Annotated in this window: 19 protein-coding genes and 1 pseudogene; 10 read left to right on the top strand and 10 right to left on the bottom strand. The window is 59.2% G+C overall.

The annotated features are described in order from the left end of the window. Window positions 1-319 precede the first annotated feature (319 nt). The 4 genes from PSH88_RS28645 to glnA all read right to left on the bottom strand — a co-directional run bounded on the left by PSH88_RS28645 (window position 320) and on the right by glnA (window position 3631). Window positions 320-883, bottom strand: coding sequence for a DUF4124 domain-containing protein (locus tag PSH88_RS28645; RefSeq protein WP_370694727.1), 564 nt, complete (start codon window positions 881-883; stop codon window positions 320-322). A gap of 41 nt (window positions 884-924) precedes the next feature. Next, on the bottom strand, window positions 925-1440 hold the full coding sequence (locus PSH88_RS28640) for a DUF4124 domain-containing protein (RefSeq protein ID WP_305424113.1): 516 nt from the start codon (window positions 1438-1440) through the stop codon (window positions 925-927). 101 nt (window positions 1441-1541) lie between these two features. Then, entirely contained in the window at window positions 1542-2090 is a 549-nt protein-coding gene (locus PSH88_RS28635) for a chorismate mutase (protein WP_305424112.1), read from the bottom strand. Between the two features lie 134 nt (window positions 2091-2224). Continuing rightward, a complete protein-coding gene (glnA, locus tag PSH88_RS28630) occupies window positions 2225-3631 on the bottom strand; it encodes a glutamate--ammonia ligase (RefSeq protein WP_007907861.1) in 1407 nt (468 codons plus the stop codon). 330 nt (window positions 3632-3961) lie between these two features. On the opposite strand from glnA, the gene thiI reads away from it, so the two are divergent. After that, entirely contained in the window at window positions 3962-5416 is a 1455-nt protein-coding gene (gene thiI, locus PSH88_RS28625; protein WP_008005335.1) for a tRNA uracil 4-sulfurtransferase ThiI, read from the top strand. 139 nt (window positions 5417-5555) lie between these two features. Then, on the top strand, window positions 5556-7376 hold the full coding sequence (gene typA / locus PSH88_RS28620; protein ID WP_007907857.1) for a translational GTPase TypA: 1821 nt from the start codon (window positions 5556-5558) through the stop codon (window positions 7374-7376). A 216-nt stretch (window positions 7377-7592) separates the two neighbouring features. Here the strand turns inward: typA and PSH88_RS28615 are convergent, their stop codons facing one another. Further along, complete coding sequence (locus PSH88_RS28615) at window positions 7593-8030, bottom strand: YkgJ family cysteine cluster protein (protein WP_030129267.1); 438 nt, start codon at window positions 8028-8030, stop codon at window positions 7593-7595. Window positions 8031-8287: 257 nt separating this feature from the next. Between PSH88_RS28615 and PSH88_RS28610 the strand changes: the two genes are divergently transcribed. The 5 genes from PSH88_RS28610 (at window position 8288) to PSH88_RS28590 (ending at window position 17801) form a co-directional block, all read left to right on the top strand. Then, a complete protein-coding gene (locus tag PSH88_RS28610) occupies window positions 8288-10738 on the top strand; it encodes a glycogen/starch/alpha-glucan phosphorylase (RefSeq protein WP_305424110.1) in 2451 nt (816 codons plus the stop codon). Between the two features lie 234 nt (window positions 10739-10972). Then, window positions 10973-14560 (top strand): DUF2339 domain-containing protein, encoded by a 3588-nt coding sequence (locus PSH88_RS28605; RefSeq protein ID WP_305483430.1) that lies wholly within the window; start codon window positions 10973-10975, stop codon window positions 14558-14560. Continuing rightward, complete coding sequence (locus PSH88_RS28600; RefSeq protein WP_305424109.1) at window positions 14557-15924, top strand: DUF3999 domain-containing protein; 1368 nt, start codon at window positions 14557-14559, stop codon at window positions 15922-15924. The genes PSH88_RS28605 and PSH88_RS28600 overlap by 4 nt, the downstream gene beginning before the upstream one ends. 261 nt (window positions 15925-16185) lie before the next feature. Next, window positions 16186-17196, top strand: coding sequence for a class 1 fructose-bisphosphatase (locus PSH88_RS28595; protein ID WP_007933966.1), 1011 nt, complete (start codon window positions 16186-16188; stop codon window positions 17194-17196). Window positions 17197-17198: 2 nt separating this feature from the next. Beyond that, complete coding sequence (locus tag PSH88_RS28590) at window positions 17199-17801, top strand: DUF924 family protein (RefSeq protein ID WP_305424108.1); 603 nt, start codon at window positions 17199-17201, stop codon at window positions 17799-17801. A 12-nt stretch (window positions 17802-17813) separates the two neighbouring features. Here the strand turns inward: PSH88_RS28590 and PSH88_RS28585 are convergent, their stop codons facing one another. The 4 genes and pseudogenes from PSH88_RS28585 to PSH88_RS30650 all read right to left on the bottom strand — a co-directional run. Further along, window positions 17814-18146 (bottom strand): type II toxin-antitoxin system RelE/ParE family toxin, encoded by a 333-nt coding sequence (locus tag PSH88_RS28585; RefSeq protein WP_305424107.1) that lies wholly within the window; start codon window positions 18144-18146, stop codon window positions 17814-17816. Next, a complete protein-coding gene (locus PSH88_RS28580; protein WP_305424106.1) occupies window positions 18143-18415 on the bottom strand; it encodes a type II toxin-antitoxin system Phd/YefM family antitoxin in 273 nt (90 codons plus the stop codon). The genes PSH88_RS28585 and PSH88_RS28580 overlap by 4 nt, the downstream gene beginning before the upstream one ends. A gap of 199 nt (window positions 18416-18614) precedes the next feature. Beyond that, window positions 18615-19379: a methyl-accepting chemotaxis protein gene (locus tag PSH88_RS30655; RefSeq protein WP_370694726.1), complete on the bottom strand. Its 765-nt coding sequence runs from the start codon at window positions 19377-19379 to the stop codon at window positions 18615-18617. Window positions 19380-19520: 141 nt separating this feature from the next. Next, window positions 19521-20372, bottom strand: a pseudogene (locus PSH88_RS30650) (cache domain-containing protein); the annotation flags it as partial. Between the two features lie 417 nt (window positions 20373-20789). On the opposite strand from PSH88_RS30650, the gene PSH88_RS28570 reads away from it, so the two are divergent. Together PSH88_RS28570 and PSH88_RS28565 are read left to right on the top strand one after the other, a co-directional pair. Further along, a complete protein-coding gene (locus PSH88_RS28570; protein WP_007907841.1) occupies window positions 20790-21044 on the top strand; it encodes a hypothetical protein in 255 nt (84 codons plus the stop codon). A gap of 33 nt (window positions 21045-21077) precedes the next feature. After that, window positions 21078-21647 carry a lipocalin family protein gene (locus PSH88_RS28565; RefSeq protein ID WP_305424101.1) on the top strand — a complete coding sequence of 190 codons (570 nt, stop codon included), beginning with the start codon at window positions 21078-21080 and terminating at the stop codon, window positions 21645-21647. Window positions 21648-21768: 121 nt separating this feature from the next. Here the strand turns inward: PSH88_RS28565 and PSH88_RS28560 are convergent, their stop codons facing one another. Beyond that, window positions 21769-23133: a formimidoylglutamate deiminase gene (locus PSH88_RS28560; protein WP_305424099.1), complete on the bottom strand. Its 1365-nt coding sequence runs from the start codon at window positions 23131-23133 to the stop codon at window positions 21769-21771. A gap of 200 nt (window positions 23134-23333) precedes the next feature. Between PSH88_RS28560 and hutC the strand changes: the two genes are divergently transcribed. Further along, entirely contained in the window at window positions 23334-24002 is a 669-nt protein-coding gene (gene hutC, locus PSH88_RS28555; RefSeq protein ID WP_201061667.1) for a histidine utilization transcriptional repressor HutC, read from the top strand. The last annotated feature ends 1 nt before the right edge of the window (window position 24003 follow it).

Raw genomic sequence — 24003 nt, 5'->3', positions numbered from 1 at the left:
TGAAACAGGCGTTTGACGCTCATTTGCGTGGCGTTCTGCCAGCTTTCGCGGGTACTTTCGAACCAAAATGGGTTGGGATGTGAGTACTGTGCACTCTATTGCACCAATATAGTGCGCAAACCTGAACGAAGTTAGAAGAAGGGCAGGAAGGAGGTCAGGCCAAGTGCAGAGCCTGTGGTGAAGACATTTGAGCGACGAGAATCCTGTGGGAGCGTGGCTTGCCCGCGAAGAATGCACCGCGGTTTTTCAGGTATTACGCGTCATCGTTCTTCGCGGGCAAGCCACGCTCCCACAGGTTCTGCGCCTTAACTGACTGGTATTAGCGCCAGAAGGAGCTTTCTTCTTCAGGTTTGTCTTTGAGGGGGCATTCCGGCCGTTGGCCGTAGTCGCTGAGGACGCAGGGTTTGACCTGACGTTTCTGCGCGAGGGAAATGCGCTGCATATGGAAGGGTTGGTTGGCCGTGCGTTCGACGGTACGGCCCTGTTCGTCGAGGATCTCCACCGACAGATGGTGGCTGCCGCGGTCGATGTCGCTCAGGGCGAACACCGGGCTCGGGCCCGGCTCGGCGGTGGGTTGGCCATCCAGCAGCAGACGATAGCGATGGCCCTGTTGCAGGCCGGGTTCGCTGGTAACGCTGACGATCAATTCACCGGCAGTGCTACGGATCGTGGCATCCGGCTCCGGCACCAGCACACGAAGCATGTCGTAATGAAACAGGGGTTTGGCCTGGTTTTTCGCGGCCGTCATTGGCGCGGCGCCGCTCGGGTTGGCCGACATTCGATTGCTGGTCGCCAGTGGCACACGCTTGGCATTACGGGTGCCCGGTTGATCAGTGAAAACCCGGTTGCCTTGGGCGTCGATGTAAGTGAAGACCTCGGCCATTGCCGGGAGACTGATCAGGCAAGCGACCAACAGCCAGACCCTCAAGGCTTATGCACCCGTTGCACGGTGAAGGTCACAGTGGGGCTCTGTTGCACGACGTCTTGCCCATTGATCACCTGAACCGCGAGGCGGTGTTCGCCACGGTCGATGTTCACCAGTTGCAGAATCGGTACGTTGCTCGGTTGGCCGTAGGGTTGATCGTCCAGTAACAGCCTCAATCGATGAGAGCCTTGCAGGCGCGGCTGGATCAATACGCTGACCGTGAACGTGCCATTGTTGGCGCGCAAGGCTTCTTCGGTGGGCAGCCCCGTCAATTCCAGCACCTGATAGGCGCTGCCGGGTTGTTCACGGCTACTGGCTTGCGCAGGCGCTACAGGCTCGCTCGGCGGTTGAAGCTCGACGCTGTTGAGCGGTGGCAACTCCACGGGCTGAGCCTTTACGCCATCGGGCGGTTGATTGCTGTACGCGGTGTTGCCGTTGGCGTCGGTGTACTTGTAGATCTGCGCGGCGGCGGGCAGGGCGATCAGAACAAGCAGGCATAACAACAATGAGCGCATTGCAGGCTTCCATTGGCCGTTGGGCAAGTGTCCGGCCCTGTTCCGTTCATGGCGACTAAGCGCTGAGCATAGAGCACTTCAGCGCACGTCGGCAGGTCGGCTCAGCGGCTGGCGCTGCACAACTCAGCGGTGGCGCGTACCTGGGCAAGCCCGCGCAATGGCGCTTGGGCGCCGGTTTTATTGGCCTTGGCCAGCCACGACGGGCACTGCGGGTCGTTGCGATAAGGACTGAAATCGGCCAGTTGTTGCAGCAGGCGTTTTTGTAACTGATCAAGTTGTGGGCGGATCTGCCCGACGAGATCGGGGCGAGGGTCGTTGGGCGCCTTGCCTTGCGCATGCCAGTCAGACAGATGCGCGTATTGCACCAGCTTGTTGGCCTCGATCTGCGCCGAGAAGAACTGTTCGACGGCTTCGTTGCTCAATTTATAGGCAGGTGCCAGGGCGACGGCGGCGGCAATGACTTCGCGCTCGCGCTGCCGGTCTTCGACCGGTTTACCGCTGTCCCATTTGCTCAGCGCGACCTGATCGGCAATCGCCAGACGTTCTTCGATGGTGCCAAGCAACAGAGCGAGGGCGGCAGGTGCCGGGCTGGCAAAAGCGCTGTTGGCCAGCAGGGCGGTGAGCAGGGCAAGGCATGGGTGTAGGCGCATGGGGCATCTCGGCTTTATCGGATGAAGGCCATGATGCACGCAACCGGGTATCCGATGACAGACGGTCGCCCATAAAAAAGGCCTCCCGAAGGAGGCCTCTCTTTTGTCACGCCGCGTAGCGCGGCGTTACCGGATCAGCAGCTGTAGTACAGCTCATATTCCAGTGGGTGTACGAAGGTACGAACCTTGATTTCTTCTTCGCTTTTCAGAGCGATGTAAGCGTCGATGAAGTCATCGGAGAACACGCCGCCTTTGGTCAGGAACGCACGACCTTTGTCCAGCTCTTCCAAGGCTTCTTTCAGGCTGCCGCAAACTTGTGGGATCTCTTTCGCCTCTTCAGGCGGCAGGTCGTACAGGTTTTTGTCAGCTGCGTCGCCAGGGTGGATCTTGTTCTGGATGCCGTCCAGGCCAGCCATCAACAGTGCAGCGAAGCCCAGGTACGGGTTGGCTGCTGGATCCGGGAAGCGAGCTTCGATACGGCGAGCGCGAGGGCTGGACACGTAAGGAATACGGATCGAAGCCGAACGGTTGCGAGCCGAGTAAGCCAGCATCACTGGAGCTTCGAAACCTGGGACCAGACGCTTGTAGGAGTTGGTCGACGGGTTGGTGAAGCCGTTCAGAGCCTTACCGTGCTTGATGATGCCGCCAATGAAGTACAGAGCGGTATCGGACAGGCCGGCATAGCCTTCGCCAGCGAAGGTGTTCTTGCCATCTTTGGCGATGGACAGGTGAACGTGCATACCCGAACCGTTATCGCCGTACAGAGGCTTAGGCATGAAGGTCGCGGTGCGGCCGTATGCGTCAGCAACGTTGTGTACGCAGTATTTCAGGGTCTGAACTTCGTCAGCCTTGGCCACCAGGGTGTTGAACTTCACGCCGATTTCGTTCTGACCGGCAGTCGCCACTTCGTGGTGGTGAACTTCGATGACCAGGCCCATTTCTTCCATGGCGTTGCACATGGAGGTACGGATTTCGTGGTCGTGGTCGAACGGCGGAACAGGGAAGTAGCCGCCTTTGACGCCTGGACGGTGGCCTTTGTTGCCGCCTTCCACGTCCTGGTCGGACATCCACGAACCTTGTTCGGAGAAGATTTTGAACATCGAACCGGAGATGTCGGACTTGAACTTCACTTCGTCGAAGATGAAGAACTCTGGCTCTGGGCCCACGAATACGGTGTCGCCGATACCGGTCGATTTCAGGTATTCCTCGGCACGCTTGGCGATCGCACGTGGATCACGGTCGTAGCCTTGCATGGTCGAAGGCTCGATCACGTCGCAAACCAGGATCAGGGTCGGCTCTTCGGTGAACGGGTCGAGAACGGCAGTGCTGTCGTCCGGCATCAGGATCATGTCGGAAGCTTCGATGCCTTTCCAGCCAGCGATGGAGGAACCGTCGAACATTTTGCCTTCTTCGAAGAAAGCTTCATCCAGCCCATCGCGAGCCGGCATGGTCACGTGGTGCTGAGTGCCTTTGGTGTCCGTGAAGCGCAGATCAATCCACTTGACGTCATGATCTTTGATGAGTTGAACCGACTTCGACATAGTGTCCTCCGGGTGGCTTCGGGCTTAGTAGTGGATGCCCTTAGAATGTGGGTGATGCCGGCGCGAATACTCTGCCAAGGCAACCTGCCTCACAAGGGAGCAAATTGCATGCCAGTGCCCCACCATGGGTTTTTTGCCCCAATATCACGCTTATAAAGGTGCAAAGCCTCGAAAAGCGCCAAACCTCGCCCTGTAATGTAGCGTTGAAATCCATAAATGACCTGTTTTGGTGCGCGCAAAACCTTCTGCACATTAACTGGTTAAACCTTGAGCAATTTCCGCTATAATCCGCGCCCCCCTTTTTCGGCTGGCCCAGCGCGCGCTGTTTTCATGAAACTAATCGTAAAAGTCTTCCCCGAGATCACCATCAAGAGCCGCCCGGTACGGATGCGTTTCATCCGCCAGTTGGCCAAAAACATCCGTACCGTGCTCCGCGATCTGGACCCGGCCGTGGTGGTGAACGGTGTGTGGGACAATCTCGAGCTGGAAACCCGCGTCAGCGAGCCGAAAGCCCTGAAGGAGATGACCGAGCGCCTGAGCTGCATGCCGGGCATCGCGCATTTCCTGCAGGTCGATGAATACCCGTTGGGCGACTTCGACGACATCGTCGCCAAGTGCAAGCAGCATTTCGGTGACGCCCTGGCCGGGAAGATCTTTTCGGTGCGCTGCAAGCGTGCCGGCAAGCACGAGTTCAGCTCCATGGACGTCGAGAAATACGTCGGCAGCCAACTGCGTCGTCAGTGTGGCGCCGCCGGAATCTCGCTCAAAGAGCCGGAAATTGAAGTTCGCATCGAAATTCGCGACAAACGGTTGTTCGTGATCCACAGCCAGCACAACAGCATCGGCGGTTATCCGCTGGGTGCCCTGGAACAGACGCTTGTACTGATGTCCGGCGGCTTCGATTCCACCGTCGCCGCCTACCAGATCATGCGCCGCGGGCTGATGAGCCATTTCTGCTTCTTCAATCTGGGCGGACGTGCCCATGAACTGGGCGTCATGGAAGTCGCGCACTTCATCTGGAAGAAGTACGGCAGCTCCCAACGCGTGTTATTTGTCAGTGTGCCGTTCGAGGAAGTACTGGGAGAAATTCTCGGGAAAGTCGATAACAGTCATATGGGTGTAGTTTTGAAGCGTATGATGTTGCGCGCTGCTTCCCGTATTGCTGATCGGCTGGAGATCGAAGCGCTGGTCACCGGCGAAGCGATTTCCCAGGTGTCGAGCCAGACGTTGCCGAACCTGTCCGTGATCGACTGCGTGACCGACAAGCTGGTCTTGCGTCCGCTGATCGCCAGTCACAAGCAGGACATCATCGACCTGGCCAACGAAATCGGTACTGCCGATTTCGCCAAGCACATGCCGGAATACTGCGGGGTCATCTCGGTGAACCCAAAGACCCACGCCAAGCGTCCGCGTGTGGAGCATGAAGAGAAAGAATTCGACATGGCGGTGCTTGAGCGTGCGCTCGAGAACGCCAAACTGGTGCCGATCGATCGCGTGATCGACGAATTGGGCCAGGATTTGCAGATCGAAGAAGTCAGCGAAGCACTGGCGGGCCAGATCATCATCGACATCCGTCACCCGGATGCCGCTGAAGACGAGCCGCTGGAACTTGCTGGCATTGAGGTGCAGACGATGCCGTTTTATGCATTGAACGCTCGTTTCAAGGAACTGGACCCTACTCGCCAGTACCTGTTGTATTGCGACAAAGGCGTGATGAGTCGCCTGCATGCCCACCATTTGCTCAGTGAGGGGCATGCCAATGTGCGCGTTTATCGACCGAGCTAAGTGCCCGGGGCTGTTTGCCTGTGGCCTGCGTCACCGGCCCCCCGACGCCGCCGTCAAGCTGTAACGGCTTTGCCGGACTCTACTGTAAATCGCTGCCAAGACTTGTCAGCACACCGAATCCTCTGATCGAGATACACAAGTGATCGAAAATCTACGCAACATCGCCATCATTGCTCACGTTGACCATGGTAAAACCACCCTGGTAGACAAACTCTTGCGTCAATCCGGCACCCTGGAGCGCAACGAGCTCAACGACGAGCGCGTGATGGACTCCAACGACCAGGAGAAAGAGCGCGGTATTACCATTCTGGCGAAAAACACCGCCATCAACTGGAACGGCTACCACATCAACATCGTGGACACCCCGGGCCACGCCGACTTCGGCGGCGAAGTTGAACGCGTAATGTCGATGGTTGACTCCGTTCTGCTGCTGGTTGACGCTCAAGACGGCCCTATGCCGCAAACCCGTTTCGTGACCAAGAAGGCTTTCGAAGCCGGCCTGCGTCCAATCGTGGTGATCAACAAGGTTGACCGTCCAGGCGCGCGTCCGGACTGGGTTCTGGACCAGATCTTCGACCTGTTCGACAACCTCGGTGCCACCGAAGAACAGCTGGACTTCAAAGTCGTCTACGCCTCGGCCCTGAACGGCATTGCCGGTCTGGAACACACCGACATGGCTGAAGACATGACCCCGCTGTACCAGTCGATCGTCGACAACGTACCTGCGCCGAAAGTCGACCGTGACGGTCCGTTCCAGATGCAAATCTCCGCTCTGGACTACAACAGCTTCCTGGGTGTTATCGGCGTTGGCCGTATCGCTCGTGGTCGCATCAAGCCGAACACTCCGGTTGTCGCTATCGACGCCGACGGCAAGAAGCGTAACGGTCGTATCCTGAAGCTGATGGGTCACCACGGCCTGCACCGCATCGACGTTGAAGAAGCAGCTGCCGGCGACATCGTCTGCATCAGCGGCTTCGACCAGCTGTTCATCTCCGACACTCTGTGCGACCCACTGAACGTCGAAGCGATGAAGCCGCTGACCGTTGACGAGCCAACCGTTTCCATGACCTTCCAGGTAAACGACTCGCCTTTCTGCGGTAAAGAAGGCAAGTTCGTCACCAGCCGTAACATCAAGGAACGTCTGGACAAAGAACTGCTCTACAACGTTGCTCTGCGCGTTGAAGAAGGCGACACCGCCGACAAGTTCAAAGTCTCCGGCCGTGGTGAGCTGCACCTCTCGGTACTGATCGAAACCATGCGTCGCGAAGGCTTCGAAATGGGTGTTGGTCGTCCGGAAGTGATCATCCGCATGGTTGACGGCGTCAAGCACGAACCGTACGAAAACGTGACCATCGACCTGCCAGAAGAATCGCAAGGTTCGATCATGGAGCAGATCGGTATCCGTAAAGGCGACCTGACCAACATGGTTCCGGATGGCAAGGGCCGTGTGCGCCTTGAGTACAACATCCCGGCTCGTGGCCTGATCGGTTTCCGTAACGAGTTCCTGACCCTGACCTCCGGTGCAGGTATCCTGACCTCGATCTTCGACCGTTACGACGTGATGAAGTCCGGCGACATGTCCGGCCGTCAGAACGGCGTGCTGGTTTCGGTTGCTACCGGTAAGGCGCTGACTTACTCGCTGGAAACCCTGCAAGCTCGCGGCAAACTGTTCCTGGGTCACGGTGAAGACGTGTACGAAGGTCAAATCGTCGGCATCAACAGCCGCGACAACGACCTGGGCGTCAACCCAACCAAAGGCAAGAAGCTCGACAACATGCGTGCTTCGGGTAAAGACGAAACCATCGCTCTGGTTCCGCCTATCCGCTTCACTCTGGAGCAGGCTCTGGAATTCGTTCAAGAAGACGAATTGTGCGAAGTCACTCCTAAGTCCATCCGTCTTCGCAAGAAGATCCTGGGCGAAAGCGAGCGTACCCGCGCTGCCAAGAAAGCCGGTAACTGAGTTTCGACTTAGTTAGCGCTTAAAAAAACGCCCCCGACCGCAAGGTCGGGGGCGTTTTTTTGTGTCTGGGGTTTGTGTGGTGTCAGTTCGGGCCCCATCGCGGGCAAGCCCGCTCCCACAGTGATTTGTGGTGTTTACATAATCTGTGTTCAGTGCTGAACCCTGTGGGAGCGGGCTTGCACGCGATGGGGCCCCGTCAGGCAGCGGGATTCTGGATCAGAACTTGTCCAGCGTCCGCGGATTGCTCTCGCGCACCACTTCTTTGGGCTTGTACGCGCAATACCCCGGTCGCGGTCCGATCTTCGGGTGGTTGCGGCAGGTGTCCGGGCGCTTATCATAAATAGTGCACAGACGGCTCTTGCGATCCAGGTACAGGCAATCGTTGTTGCTCATGCGCTGAAGGGTGAAGATCTCGGACTTCTGGTTATAGCGCTCGACGATCCCTTCCTTCTGCAAACGCTTGGCGATGTTCTTCGGCGGATCGCCACGCTCGAACTCATCGACGATGCCGATACGGATCAGATCCTTGATCTTGACCTCGACTGGCAAGGTACAGCAGCTGGACACGCAGGAACCGCACATCGGGGCAGAGTACTTGGCCCAGGTATCGAGGCGATCGATCTCCGCGGCGGCGATCAGGTTGGGCTTCATCATCGGTTGTTACCAGCGTGTGCATCAGGGCGCGCGATCATACCGGGACTGGTGGATTTTTGAACAACCTTTCGCCAGATTTTTTTCTCTTGGCGCAAAATAATCCCTGTGTCCGGCACGGCCCCTGCATTGTTTCTGGCACGCGACAACGTAATGTCGATCTATCTCGCACTAACAGGGAAAACTGCCGAACCAGAGTCTCAATGGTCTGTCAGACCGACTAGGCTCAGACAACTTCACGCTCGCTCGAGGTCCTATCGATGACTCAAGAACCACTTGTTCGCGAAGCAGAGGTGGCCGCATTCCGCGACGCCGTCTTGACCAAGCTCACTTACGCGGTGGGTAAAGACCCGGATCACGCCTTCGACCACGACTGGTTCGAAGCCATTGCCCTGGCGGCACGTGATCACATGGTCGAGCACTGGATGGACCACACCCGGCAGATCTACCGCAAAGGCCAGAAACGGGTTTATTACCTCTCCCTTGAATTCCTTATCGGCCGCTTGCTCTACGACAGCTTGAGCAACCTTGGTCTGCTCGATGTGGCCCGCGAGGCCATGACTGAACTCGGCGTCGACATGGAACGCATCCGTCTGCTGGAGCCCGATGCGGCACTGGGCAACGGAGGTCTCGGGCGTCTGGCGGCGTGCTTCATGGAAAGCATGTCGACCCTGGGCATCGCCGGCCATGGTTACGGCATTCGTTACGAACACGGTTTGTTCCGCCAGGCCATCGTCGATGGCTGGCAGCAGGAGCAGACCGAACACTGGCTGGATTTCGGTAACCCATGGGAGTTTGAACGGCCGGAGGTTGCTTACCCGATCGGCTTCGGCGGCAGTGTCGAAACCGTGACCGATGAGAACGGCAAATCCAGGCAAGTCTGGTCCCCGGCGGAAACCGTGCGGGCCATTGCCTATGACACCCCGGTGGTCGGTTGGCGCGGCGCGAGTGTCAACACGCTGCGACTGTGGCGTGCCCGGGCCATGGAAGAGTTGCACCTGGAGCGCTTCAACGCTGGCGACCATTTGGGCGCGGTAGCCGAAGTGGCCCGGGCCGAAAGTATCTCCCGCGTGCTCTACCCGGCGGACAGCACCGATGCCGGCCAGGAACTGCGCCTGCGTCAGGAATACTTCTTTGTTGCCGCGTCCCTGCAGGATTTGCTGCGCCGCCATCGCAACATGCACACTTCGGTGCTGACCTTGGGCGATCACGCGGCCATTCAACTCAACGACACTCACCCCTCGATCGCCGTGGCCGAGTTGATGCGTCAGTTGGTCGACGTCTATGACGTGGCGTGGGATGCGGCATGGCAAGTTACGGTCGACACGCTGTCGTACACCAACCACACGCTGTTGCCGGAAGCGCTGGAAACCTGGCCGGTCGGTTTGATGGAGCGGATGCTGCCACGGCACATGCAGATCATTTATTTGATCAACGCCCAGCACATCGACTCATTGCGGGCCAAGGGCGTTCACGATTTCGACGTGTTGCGTGCAGTGTCGCTGATCGAGGAAGACAACGGTCGTCGCGTGCGCATGGGCAACCTGGCATTCCTTGGTTCTCACAGCGTTAATGGCGTGTCCGGCCTGCACACGCAGCTGATGCGCAGCACGGTGTTTTCCGAGTTGCATAAACTCTATCCGGAGCGGATCAACAACAAGACCAACGGCATTACCTTCCGCCGCTGGCTCTATCAGGCCAACCCCGAGCTGACCTCGATGATGGTCGACGCCCTTGGCCCGGATCTGCTGGATAACCCTGAAGAGCGCTTGATAGGGCTGGAGCCGTTCGCCGAGAAACCTGCGTTCCGTAAACAGTTCGCCGAACAGCGGCTGCACAGCAAGAAAGCCCTGGCGTACCTGATTCATGAACGGCTGGGGGTCGCGATCAATCCGGCGGCGATGTTCGACGTGCAGGTTAAACGGATCCACGAATACAAACGTCAGTTGCTCAACCTGCTGCACACTGTCGCGCTGTATCAGGCGATTCGTGCCGAACCGGAAATCGACTGGGTGCCGCGGGTGAAAATCTTCGCTGGCAAAGCGGCGGCCAGTTATCACCAGGCCAAGTTGATCATCAAACTGACCAACGACATCGCCCGGGTGGTCAACAACGACCCGACCGTACGTGGTTTGCTCAAAGTGGTGTTCTTGCCCAACTACAACGTCAGCCTGGCCGAAAGCATCATTCCGGCGGCGGACTTGTCGGAACAGATCTCCACCGCCGGCTTCGAAGCCTCAGGCACCAGCAACATGAAATTCGGCCTCAACGGCGCGCTGACCATCGGTACCCTGGACGGGGCCAACGTGGAGATGAGCGAGCGCATTGGTGTCGAACACATGTTCATCTTTGGCCTTAGCGCCGAGCAAGTGGAGGCGCGCAAGTTCAACCATGAGTTCAACGCGGCACCGGACATTGCCGCCTCCCATCGACTCAACGATGTGCTGCAAGCGATTCGCGGTGGGGTGTTCTCACCGGACGATCCGTCCCGTTACACCACGCTGATTGATTCGCTGGTGGACTACGACCGCTTCCTGGTCTGCGCCGATTTCGACTCTTACTGGAACGCTCAGATGCGGGTCGAGGCTCACTGGCACGACTCCAAAGAGTGGTGGCGCTCGGCGGTATTGAGCAGCGCGCGGATGGGCTGGTTCTCGTCCGACCGGACCATTCGCGAGTACGCCACGGATATTTGGAAAGCATTGGAGTAACTTTTAGCAATAATTGCGAGTCAGGCCCGACGGTTGTTGGGCCGGACCGATATACTAAGCGCCAGGTTCTCCGGATGTTTCGGTGACCGCTGCGCGGTCAATCGCGGGCAAGCCTCGCTCCTACAGGTCATATATCGTTCTTGCGATCTGTGCAAAACCTGTGGGAGCGAGGCTTGCCCGCGATGACGTCAGTGCAAACGCCACAAGGCAATGGGCCGCTTAGGGATATCGACCATGCAATGGATGTTCATGCTGATTGGGTTGCTGTTGGGCTGGCTACTCGACGAGTCATTCAGCGGCGCGCTGTTAGGCGCTTTGCTCGGGCTGGGTATTGGCCAGGCCCTGCGCATCAGCCGCTTGAATACTCAAACCGCCGAGCAGCAGCGCTTGCTCGATCAGGCGCAGGTTGCGCTGAATGCGGTCGAGCAACGACTGGCGTTGCTGGAAGTCTCGGGCGTCAAAACACCTGAAGCCAGTGAACCTGCGGCCAGCGAACCGGTTCCATCCCCTGAAATCATTCTTGAGCAAGCCCCTGTCGCAGCCCCGGAGCTGATCTGGGAGCTACCGCCCGAACTCGAACCCATCACGGCGGCCGCGGCCGAAGCCAGTCGTCCGCCGCCCGCTGATGCCTGGAAACCCGAGCCAGTCGCCCGCGAACCACAGCAACCGGCGGCGCCGCGCGGCCCGAACTTCATCGAACGCGCCATCAGCGGCGCACGCAACTGGCTCTTTGGCGGCAATACCGTGCTGCGGGTCGGCGTGGTGCTGTTGTTCCTCGGTTTGGCCTTCCTGTTGCGCTACGCCACTGAAGGCATGGTGGTGCCGGTCGAATTGCGTTACGCCGGTGTCGCGGCGGCCGCCTTGGGCTTGCTCGCGCTGGGCTGGTGGTTGCGCCTGCGCAACAGCAATTACGCACTGATGCTGCAAGGCACCGGGATTGCGGTGTTGTACCTGACAGTGTTTGCCGCGATGCGTTTGCACCCGTTGCTCGACCCGACGGCGGCACTGGGGCTGCTGGTGGTGGTGACGGTGTTCTCGGCGATTCTCGCCATTACCCAGAACGCCTTGGGCCTGGCCGCCGCTGCCGCCCTGGGCGGTTTCGCCGCGCCGATCCTGACCTCCACCGGCGCCGGCAACCATGTCGCGCTGTTCAGCTACTTTGCTCTGCTCAACGCCGGCATCCTTGCCATCGCGTGGTTCAAGGCCTGGCGGTTGCTCAACCTGATCGGTTTTGTCGGCACCTTTGGCATCGGGTTGGCCTGGGGTCTGCGTTCCTATACGCCGGAATTGTTGTGGAGTACCGAGCCGTTCCTGATTCTGTTTTTCCTGATGTACCTGGCCATCGGCCTGTTGTTCGCCCGGCGCAAACTGCTGGAAATGAGCGACGCCCCCGAGGACGACAGCCGCGAGGCACTGTTGCACTGGTCGGCGCGCAAGGGCGATTACGTCGACGGCACCCTATTGTTCGCGCCACCGCTGGTGGGTTTCGGTTTGCAGTTCGCGCTGGTGGAGCATCTGGAATTTGCCGCCGCTTTCAGCGCCTTGGCGCTGGGCATGATTTACATGGGGCTGGCCCGGTTGCTGATGGGCGGTCGAGCATTGTTGTTGGCGGAAACTTGTCTGGCACTGGGGGTGATCTTCGCCAGCCTGGCGATCCCCTTGGGGCTCGACGCGCGTTGGACCGCGGCCGCCTGGGCCGTGGAAGGCGCGGGGATTTTCTGGCTCGGCCTGCGTCAACAACGACCGCTGGCGCGAGCCTTTGCCTTGCTGCTGCAACTGGGCTCGGCACTGGCCTTTCTCAGCGAGCTGCGCAGCGGCGAGAGCAGCCTGCTTGATGGCGCCCCGCTGGGGGCATTGATGCTCGGCGTGGCGTTGCTGTTCAGCTTTTACCAATTGCGCAAAGCGTTGCCCGAACAGGCCTCAAAGTGGGAGCGCCAAGGGCTGCCGGTGCTGGCCTGTCTGGGGCTGACGTTCCTTTATCTGCTGGCGCCGCTGTTTTTCTTCACTCATGGCACGGCGATCAGTTGGGCGCTGGCCGGGTTGGCGACGCTGTTTGTCGGCCTGCGCCTGCAATCGCGAACGTTCCTGTTCACCGCGTTCGCCGTGCAACTGCTCGGCGGTGCATTGTTCCTGTTGCGGCTGCAAGGGGCGGGTGGTGAGTCGACTGCGGTGTTCAGCGCCGGTTGGAGCGGTTTGCTCAGCGCGTCCCTGATCGGGCTGGCGTTGATTGCCGGGATGTTGCTGGCGGCCCGCGACGAAATGGTGCGCAGCGATGTGCGTTTGCTGCGCAGCTTGTCAGTGGTGTTGCTGGCCGGTCTGGTGCTGATCAACCTCGCCGTATTGTTCGTGTTGCCGTGGCAAACCGCGAGCGCGGTGTGGGCCGCCAGTGGTTTGTTCATCATCTGGCTGAGCCTGTACCTGAAGCAGCGTGTGAGTTTTGTCTTTGGTCTGCTGTTGCAGGTGATCGGTGGCGCTGCGTTCCTGTTCGCCGGGCCGGACCTGCTCGGCCCGCTGCTCAGCGAAGGGTTGCGACCGTTGGCACATAGCGGTTTCTGGACGCCGCTAGTGCTGGGGCTGGCCGCATTCGTCGGGGCCTGGCGTTTGCAGCTCGGCAACCATGCTTCGGCCTTCGATGGGTTGAGCCTGCAGCGCTTGTCCGAAGTGTTGCTGGTGTGGGGCGCGGGTTGGTGGGCGCTGGCGTGGGTCAGCGAAGTGCTGCGCTTTGCACCTTTAAATCTGCAAGCCACTTTGTTGCTGGCCGTCGCCGCCGTGAGTGTCGCGCTGTGGACGGTATTGGCGCTGCGCCTGAAGTGGTCGTCGCTGGGCTTGCTCTGCACCTTGCTGATTCCGGCCGCCGGTCTGGTGTTGCTCGCGGCCTGGCATTCGCGTTATCACCCGGCCGCCAACTTCGGCTGGCTGGTTTGGGCTGCAGTGTTCGTCGTGCATTTCATCTCCCTGCGGCGTCTGGCGCCGACGCTGCCCGCAAGAGCCCTGAGCACCGCCCATGTGCTCGGTTGCTGGCTGTTGATCGGCGTGCTGGCCCTGGAGTTGCGTTACGGCTTGCTGCTGTTGTCGGAGCAGTACAACGCCTGGCGCTGGCTGGGCTGGGCGATTCTGCCGAGCCTGTATCTGGTGCTGATGGCAGCACCGCGTGCGTGGCCATGGCCGGTGTCGGAGTATTCCCGCGAGTACCGGCTCTATGCCGCTGCGCCGTTGGCGTTTTTGATGCTCGGCTGGTTCTGGTTGGCGAACATCGCCAGCGACGGCACCGCCGAGCCGTTGCCGTATGTGCCGCTGATTAACCCGTTGGAGTTGGGCCTGTTGTTTGCGTTGTTCGGCGTTTACGTCTGGTCTCGCAGCGCCGTGACGCAACTGGCGATTCGCAAGGATTACGCCGATAACGCCACGCAAGTGATTGCCGGTGTTTCGTTGTTCGTCTTCTTCACCGCGCTGGTGATGCGCGCGGCCCATCACTGGGGCGGCGTGCCGTTCGCGCTGGATCTGCTGCTCGAATCGATGCTGGTGCAGGCCGGGCTGTCCATCGTCTGGACCTTGATGGCCCTGAGTCTGATGATCGGTGGGCATCTGCGTCATCGCCGCGAAGTCTGGCTGATCGGCGCGGCGCTGATCGCGTTGGTGGTCGCCAAGCTGTTCTTCGTTGAATTGAGTAACCGCGGCGGGCTGGCGCGGATCGTGTCGTTTATCGGCGTTGGCGTGTTGCTGTTGGTGGTGGGCTATTTCGCTCCGCTGCCGCCCAAGCGTGCCGAAGCTGTGCCGGATGTTGAAAAACCGGCCCCTGAAACCGAAGGAGTGTCGTCTTGAGTCAGAAGCTGAACCTGGGCTGGTGGGGGGCTGTGGTGTTGGGTGTGACACTGTCGGCCGGCGCGCAGGAAAAACCGGCGGACTTTGCCGCGCAGGTGCCGTTATCGGTGAGTGGCGAGGGGCCGTGGTATCGCCTGGAATTACCCTTGGGCGTGCAACTGAAAGCGCGGCAAACCGATCTCAGCGATCTACGCGTGTTCAACGCCGCCGGTGAGCCTCAGGCGTATGCCCTGGCCCGGGAACCCGCGCAGACCCGCGAAAACCGCACGCTGAACGACGTAAAGTGGTTCCCGTTGTACAACTCGGCGGATGCCACCGAACGCGCGCCGAGTGTGCGCGTGCAATCGAACACCAACGGCACGTTGATCGAAGTGCAGCCGTCCAGCCAGTTGGAGGCAGGTGAAGAAGAGCTGCGCGGCTGGTTGCTCGATGCCAGTCGAATCAAGGCGCCGTTACAGCAATTGATCCTTGATTGGACCAGTGATCGCGATGGTTTCCAGCGTTTCAGCATTGAAGCCAGCGACGATTTGCAGCATTGGCAGTCGTGGGGTGAAGGGCAGGTGGCGCGTCTGACGTTTGCCGACGAACGGGTCGAGCAACATGAAGTCGGCTTGCCGGGGCAATCGGCGCGCTACTTGCGCTTGCTGTGGAGTTCACCGCAGTCGGCACCCGTGCTGACTTCGGCGCAACTGGAAAGCACCAATCCTCGCACCTTGCCGCTGCCGTTGGTCTGGTCGCAACCGTTGGCTGGCACCAGCGTGAAGGCCGGTGAGTACACCTGGCAATTGCCGATGGGGTTGAACGTCCAGCGCTTGCAGATCGAGCTGAATCAACCCAACAGCCTGGCACCGGTGACATTGTCGGGTCGCCGGGAAACCAGCCTGCCGTGGCAAACGCTGACCAGCGGTTTGCTCTATCGATTGACCCAGAATGGCCAGGACGTGGTGCAGAACGAATTGCAGCTGCCAGGCCAGACCGTGCAGCAATTGAAGCTGACGGTGGATGAGCGCGGCGGTGGCCTGGGCGCCGAAGCACCGACCATCCGATTTGCCGTGCGCTCCACGCAACTGGTGTTCCTGGCGCGCGGGGCCGGGCCTTTTACGCTGGCGCTGGGGAGTGCGACGGTGAAGGCGGCGAGCTTGCCGTTGTCGACGCTGATACCGGATTACAGCGCTGCGAAGCTGGCGGCGTTGGGCAAGGCGACGGTGGAGGGTGGGGTCGTGGTGACTCCGGCGGCGACCGTGCCAACGGGGGCGGACACGAACTGGAAGAAATTCGGGTTGTGGGCGGTGCTGTTGCTCAGTGTGCTGTTTTTGGGCGCCATGGCGTTCAGCTTGCTGCGCAAACCACCCGTCAAATCCTAGGCTGGCGCTTCGCGCCAGATCGCGGGCAAGCCTCGCTCCCACAGGATTGGTGGATTACCTGAAGGAGCGAGGCTTGCCCGCGAAGGCGTCCTTCCGGCTACCAAAAATATTCAAACTGCCGCCAATCACGGCATCATTTCGAACTACGCTCAACCCCGCACATGAACTCTATTGGGTGTATCACGTCTGATAGGAGGAAATGCGCCCCGACTCGCGTTAAACTGCGCGGGTTTTTAGCCCCCCATTCCACCGGAGCCTTCCATGTCCCGCGTTACCTTGAGTCGCTATTTGATTGAGCAGACCCGCAGCAACAACACTCCTGCCGATCTGCGTTTCCTGATCGAAGTGGTGGCGCGTGCTTGCAAGGAAATCAGCCACGCCGTCTCCAAAGGCGCCCTGGGTGGCGTTCTGGGCAGCATGGGCACTGAAAACGTCCAGGGTGAAGTGCAGAAGAAGCTTGATGTGATGTCCAACGACATCCTGCTCGAAGCCAACGAATGGGGCGGTCACCTGGCCGGCATGGCATCCGAAGAAATGGACAATGCCTATCAGATCCCGGGCAAATACCCGAAAGGCGCGTACCTGCTGGTATTCGACCCACTGGACGGTTCGTCGAACATCGACATCAACGCGCCGGTCGGTACGATCTTCTCCGTACTGCGTTGCCCGAACGAATACCTGACCCAGAACGAGCCTTTGAACGAAAAGGCCTTCCTGCAGCCAGGCACTCAGCAGGTTGCCGCCGGTTATGCGATTTACGGCCCACAGACCATGCTGGTGCTGACCTTGGGCAATGGCGTCAAAGGCTTCACCCTCGACCGTGAAATGGGCAGCTTTGTGCTGACCCATGAAGACATCACGATCCCTGAATCCACGCAGGAATTCGCGATCAACGCGTCCAACAAGCGTCACTGGGAAGCGCCGGTACAACGTTACGTCGACGAATTGCTGGCTGGCGATGAAGGCCCGCTGAAGAAGAACTACAACATGCGCTGGGTCGCCGCGATGGTCGCCGACGTGCACCGTATCCTGACCCGTGGCGGTCTGTTCATGTACCCACGCGACAGCCGCGAGCCGTCGAAGCCGGGCAAGCTGCGCCTGATGTACGAAGCCAACCCGATGTCGTTCCTGGTGGAACAAGCGGGTGGCGCATCCACTGACGGCCACCAGCGCATCCTCGACATCCAGCCGGAAGGCCTGCACCAGCGTGTTGCGGTGTTCCTCGGCTCTAAAGAAGAAGTCGCCCGCGTCACGGCTTACCACAAGGAATAAACATGACCGCGCCCTGGCAGCCGTTGCTCGAATGGTGGTTCGGAACCCTCGAATCCCCCCACGATATAGCGGCTGACAAGGGCAAGTTATGGTTTGGCAAACGCGACAGCCAGGACCTCGAAGCGCAGACGCGTTTCGGGGGCTGGGTCGAGCAGGCACTGGCCGGCGGATTGACTGACTGGGCGCAACGCCCCGAAGGTTGGCTGGCCCTGGTGCTGTTGCTCGATCAACTCCCGCGAATGATCTTTCGCGACACTCCCAAATCCTTTTCCGGCGATCTCAGGGCTCAGGCACTGGTAGCGCAAGGCATTGCTGCGGATTTCGATCGGCAACTGCGGCCGATCCAGCGGGTGTTTATCTACCTGGTGTTCGAGCACTGCGAAAATCTGGCCGTGCAGAACGAAGCGGTTTCGCGGTTTCTTGATCTGGTTGAACAGCAACCGGTGGCGGATCGGGCGGTGTTTGCCGACAACCTGGATTATGCCGAGCGGCATCAGAAGATCATTGCGCGATTTGGACGGTTTCCCCATCGCAATGCGGTGTTGGGGCGCGAATCTACGGCTGAGGAGCTGGAGTTTTTGAATGGGCCGGGATCGCGGTTCTGATGGGCTGTGAACTCACGGATTCCCTTGTAACAGTCGCTTCATGAGCAATGTCGGCAGGTTTTTCCGTGTATCGGCAATGATGTGGACGTAGACCGTTTGCTCCCGCACTTCATAAATGATCCGGTTCATTCCTAAGACAATTTGTCGATATTGGCTGAGATTGAGCTTCTCGATCTCTTCCGGGACTGACCCGGCATAGGGCTGGCTTCCCAAATGACGGATGGCTGCCTTCAGATTGGCGTAAGTGTTTTGCCATGTCTGTGTAGAAAATTGTTTGGTGAGATAGGTACGAATTTCTTTGAGGTCTGTTTCGGCGGACTGAAGAATGACGACCTTTAAACTCATTGATGGTCGGCCTTGTCCAATTCTGCGAAGACGTCTTCGGCATCCCGAAATTTGCCCTCTTCAATCTCCCGATTGCCCATTGCCAAGAGCTTCAAAAGAGCCATTGTGTCTTCTTGCTCTTCAAAGCTTTTCACATCCATGACCACAAGCTTCGCTTCACCATTTTGGGTGATCACCAAGGGTTCACGGCTCTCGGTGATCGTTTTAACGATTTCCGCAGTGTGGCTTTTCAGGTAACTGATCGGCTTGATTTGAGATGAAAGCTTCATGGAATGAGCCTCGTCAGATTGAATAGGACTGAGTTTAGTCTTAATTCAGTCCTGCGTCAGGCTGCACCGACCAACGTTTCCAGTAGAGTCGGGTCTCGGTTTTAGATTTACGTTGCAGTAATGCCGTCTTCGCGGGCAAGCCTCGCTCCATGCGCCAATGCAGGAGCGAGGCTTGCCTGCGAAGGGGCCCTTGAAAACACTAGATCCGGAAACTACCCACCAACTGCTTCAACCGCGCCGCCTGCTGCTCAAGATCAGCACACGCACGCAAGGTCGACTGCAAGTTCTCCACACCTTCCTGGTTCAGCGTGTTGATCTCGGTGATGTCGACGTTGATCGACTCCACCACCGCGGTTTGCTCCTCGGTCGCGGTCGCCACGGACTGGTTCATCCCGTCGATCTCACCGATACGCTGCGTCACGCTGCCCAGGCGTTCGCCGGCCTGGTTGGCGATGCCCACGCTGCTTTCGCTCTGGCGCTGGCTGTCGGTCATGGTGCTGACCGCTTCCCGAGCGCCGACTTGCAGTTCTTCGATCATCTTCTGCACTTGCTGCGCCGAATCCTGAGTGCGGTGGGCGAGGTTGCGCACCTCATCCGCGACCACGGCAAAACCACGGCCGGCTTCACCGGCACGGGCCGCTTCGATGGCTGCGTTGAGCGCCAGCAGGTTGGTTTGCTGCGAGATGCTGGTGATCACTTCCAGAATCTGACCGATGTTTACCGTGTTGCTGTTCAGGGTTTCGATGTTGCCGCAGGAGTCGCTGATCTTCGCCGACAGCTGCTGCATGGCTGCGATGGTTTTATCCACCACTTGCTGACCGTCTTCGGCCAAGGCACGGGCGTCGCTCGAATGTTGCGAGGCGAGGGCGGCGTTCTGGGCGATTTCCTGGGCGGCGGCGCCCAATTCGTTGATTGCTGCAGCCACGCTGCTGGTGCGAGAGGCCTGTTGATCGGAGTTGAACATCGATGAGTTCGATGCAGCTACTACGCGCAAGGCGACTTCGTTGACCTGGCCGGTAGCCGAAGACACTTCACGGATCGAGGTATGAATACGTTCCACGAAACGGTTGAACGAGGTGCCCAATGCACCGAATTCGTCCTGGCCATGAATGGTCAGACGCTTGGTCAGGTCACCTTCACCCTCGGCGATGTCATGCATGGCGCGGCCCATGGTCAGCAGCGGTTGCATCAGCACGCGGATCAACATGCTCAGCAGCGCGATGATGATCACCACGGCAATGATCATGGCGATGATCGCCGAGGTGCGAAATTCGCTGAGCATCGAGAACGCGGTGTCTTTATCCAGCACCAGCGCCACGTACCAGTCTGCGGACGGCACACCGTTAACGTGAGTGAAGGAGATGAACTGTGTTTTGCCGTCCAGTTCGACTTCTTTCAGGCCCGGGCTGATTTTCGGCGCGCCGTTGGGATAGGCGTCGGCCAGGTTCTTGAGCACCAGTTTGCTGTCCGGGTGGATCAGGATCTTGCCGTCGGCGCTGACGATAAATGCATGGCCATGACCGCCGAAATTCAGCAAGTTGATGATTGCGCTGACGCTGGACAGATCAATGTCTGCACCGGCAACGCCAATCATTTGATTCTGGTGCTTCACTGGCGTGGCAACGGTGATCACCAGTTTGCCCGACGATGCCGCAATGTAGGGTTCGGTGACGATGGTCTGTTGCGCGTTGTTGGCCGCCTTGTACCAGCCACGGGCGCGCGGGTCGTAGTCTGCCGCGCGATTGCCGGCCGGGACCGAGAACATCACGCCATCGATGCCGCCGAAGTAGCTCAGCTGGAAGTTGCTGGTGTAGGCCGGCAGGTCGATGGCGCGTTTGAGGTTAGCCTGGGCGCTGCCGTCCACGGCGATCTGCTGGGACAGTGATTGCAGCAATTGAATGCGGCTTTCCAGCCAGGTCTGGATGTTGCTGGTGGTCAGGCTGCCGAGTTCCTGCATTGAGGACTCGGTACTGCTGCGCAGGGTCTGCCGCTGGCGGTAGTCGTTGAACAGGATGAAACAGGCGAATGCAACGGCCACCACGAGAGCGGCTGCCAACAGGATTTTGTGGCTGAATTTCATGTTTCTGGTCATTAAATGAGCTACCGCGAAGGGGCTGGTCAACAAGGGGTGTCAATTTGCCACAGTGGAAGGCTTTGCGCTGCTTCTATGTCGACTGGCCAGCGCCAAAGATTAGGCGGCTGCTGCGAAAACCGACGAAATACTCAGCGGCGCGAAAAAGTCGCTGATTTATCGTCAAAAGGCTGACGGACGGGCGAATAAATAGCCGAATGCTCAGGGAACCAGACAGGGGTTTTCTCTTCTAAGCTTCAGCTTGGCAGCCATGCCATTCCCTTCGCCCCCAGGAGTTACACCATGTCGCTGCGATCTATCGCCTTGCTCTCGTTCTGCGTGTTGTTGGCAGCGTGCGGCAAGATCAATCAGGAAAATTACTCGAAGCTGTCGACCGGCATGCCCAAGGCCGAGGTTGAAACCTTGCTGGGCAAACCGACCGATTGCTCGGGCGCGCTCGGCATGTCCAGTTGCACTTGGGGTGACAAAAACAGCTTTATCAGCGTGCAGTACGCCGGTGACAAAGTGCTGATGTTTTCTGGCCAAGGCCTGAAGTAAACCGGGGCTATTCGCCCGCGGGAGAAAAAAATAATGAAGCGGTTACTGATCGTTCTTTTTGCCGGCCTGGTATTGGCCGGCTGCGCCACTTCTGGCGTAGATCCGTTGGCACCCAAGACCGTCAACTCGGTCAACCTCAAGCGCTACCAGGGAACCTGGTACGAACTGGCGCGTCTGCCGGTGTATTTCCAGCGCAACTGCGCGCAATCCGAAGCCCATTACAGCCTCAAGCCTGAAGGTGACATGGCGGTGCTGAACCGCTGCCTGACGTCGGACTGGCAATGGGAAGAGGCCAAAGGCACGGCTTATCCACAGGTACCTGGCAAGGCCGACAAGCTGTGGGTCGAGTTCGATACCTGGTTCTCGCGACTGATACCCGGTTTGGCGAAGGGAGAGTACTGGGTGTTGTACGTCAGCGATGATTACAAGACCGCGATTGTCGGCGACCCGAGCCGCCGTCACCTCTGGCTGCTGTCACGCACCCCGACGGTCAATGGTGTCGTGCGCGAAGAACTGCTGAGCAAGGCGCGTCAGCAGGGCTATGACACGACGCGGCTGATCTGGCGCGCATCGGATAGCAAGATGGCCAAGACTTCGAACTAGCGGTCGCCGAAGATCAAAAAAGGTGGGAGCGAGCCTGCTCGCGATAGCGGAATGTCAGTCAACACTTCTGTTGAATTGGACGGCCCTATCGCGAGCAGGCTCGCTCCCACATTTTTTTGTGTCAGCCCAAGAGATCGCGCAAAACCTGGGTAAACGCCCGATTACTCTCTTCTTCCCCGGCATGCCGCCCATCACGCACGACCCACTGGCCGTTGACCAGCACATCCCGCACCTGGCGATCACCACCGGCAAACAACCAACGATTGAGAATCCCGTCGCCACTGGCCGTCGCCAGATACGGATCGTTGCCATCGAGCACCAACCAATCCGCACGCTTGCCGACCTCCAGGGCGCCAATCGGTTGCCCCAGCGCCTGGGCGCCGCCATCCAGCGCGGCGTCGTACAATGTGCGGCCGACCATCGGCTGATCCGCGCCATACAAACGATTACGCCGCTGATCGCGCAGACGCTGGCCGTATTCCAGCCAGCGTAATTCTTCCACCACGCTTAACGACACATGGCTGTCGGAACCGATGCCCATGCGCCCGCCCTGTGCCATGAAATCCACCGCCGGGAAAATCCCGTCGCCGAGGTTGGCTTCGGTGGTCAGGCACAGGCCAGCGATAGCGCGGCTCTTGGCCATGAGCGTAACTTCTTCCGGGTTGGCGTGGGTCGCGTGCACCAGGCACCAACGCTGATCGACTTCAGTGTTTTCGTACAGCCATTGCAGCGGACGGCGACCACTCCAGCTCAGGCAGTCATCGACTTCCTTCTGCTGTTCGGCAATGTGAATGTGTACCGGGCACTGCTTGTCGCTGGCCGCCAGCACTTCACTGATCTGCTGCGGTGTTACCGCACGCAACGAGTGGAAACACAGGCCGAGTGATTGGGCCGGTTGCTGTGCCAGGATCGGCTGCAAGCGCGACTGAAGTTTCAGGTAGTTTTCGGTGCTGTTGATAAAACGGCGTTGGCCGTCGTTCGGGGTCTGGCCGCCGAAACCGGAGTGGCTATAGAGCACCGGCAGCAGGGTCAGGCCGATACCGGCGCTGCTGGCCGCCTGGCTGATGCGCAATGCCAGTTCCGCTGAATCTGCATACGGTTGGCCGTTGGTGTCGTGGTGCACGTAATGAAATTCCGCGACCGAGGTGTAGCCGGCCTTGAGCATTTCGATGTACAGCTGACGGGCGATGACGCCGAGTTGGTCCGGGCTGATTTTTCCGACGAGCCGATACATCAGATCGCGCCAGGTCCAGAAACTGTCGTTCGGATTACCCGCCACTTCCGCCAGTCCGGCCATGGCCCGCTGGAAGGCGTGTGAGTGTAAATTCGGCATCCCCGGCAGCAGCGGGCCGCTCAACCGTTCGGCGTCATCTGCGTGGGAATCGGCCTGGATATGGGTCAGCATGCCATCGGCGCTGACCTCAAGACGTACATTGTTGGCCCATCCACTAGGCAGCAGCGCGCGTTCGGCAAAGAAGGCGGACATGGTTCAGCACCCCATCGTGTGTTATTTGTATATACATATACAGACGTTTGCCTGCTCGGTAAACTCCGGCAAGCTAGCAACCTCTAACAGATGATCAAGGATTAACCGTGCCGACTCCCTCTGCCACATTGCCGCCGAATGCCAATCTGAGCGCCAATCTGGGCGACAGTCCGGCGCCCTTGTACGCCCGCGTGAAACAGATGATCACCCAGCAAATCGACAGTGGAAACTGGCCGCCGCACTACCGCGTTCCGTCGGAAAGCGAGTTGGTCAGCCAGCTGGGTTTCAGCCGCATGACCATCAACCGCGCCCTGCGCGAGATGACCGCCGACGGCTTGCTGGTGCGCATGCAGGGTGTCGGAACGTTCGTCGCCGAGCCGAAAAGTCAGTCTGCTTTGTTTGAAGTGCACAACATCGCCGACGAGATCGCCTCCCGTGGCCATCGTCACACCTGCAAGGTGATCACCCTTGAAGAAGAAGCCGCCGGTTCCGAGCGGGCCCTGGCCCTGGACATGCGCGAAGGCCAGAGGGTTTTTCACTCGTTGATCGTGCATTTCGAGAACGATATTCCAGTGCAAATCGAAGACCGTTTCGTCAACGCGCTGGTGGCGCCGGACTACCTCAAGCAAGACTTCACCCTGCAAACGCCTTACGCCTATCTGAATCAGGTCGCGCCGTTGACCGAAGGCGAGCATGTGGTCGAAGCGATTCTCGCCGAGCCGTCCGAATGCAAGTTGCTGCAGATTGAAAAGGGCGAGCCTTGCCTGCTGATTCGTCGCCGCACCTGGTCCGGCCGTCAGCCCGTGACCGCCGCCCGTTTGATCCACCCCGGTTCCCGTCATCGTCTGGAAGGACGGTTCCATAAATAAA

It is taken from the genome of Pseudomonas wuhanensis (assembly GCF_030687395.1).
GTDB classification, from domain to species: Bacteria; Pseudomonadota; Gammaproteobacteria; order Pseudomonadales; family Pseudomonadaceae; genus Aquipseudomonas; species Aquipseudomonas wuhanensis.
The sequence above is the reverse complement of the archived record's forward strand: the minus strand, read 5'-3'. Positions and strand labels throughout refer to the sequence as shown.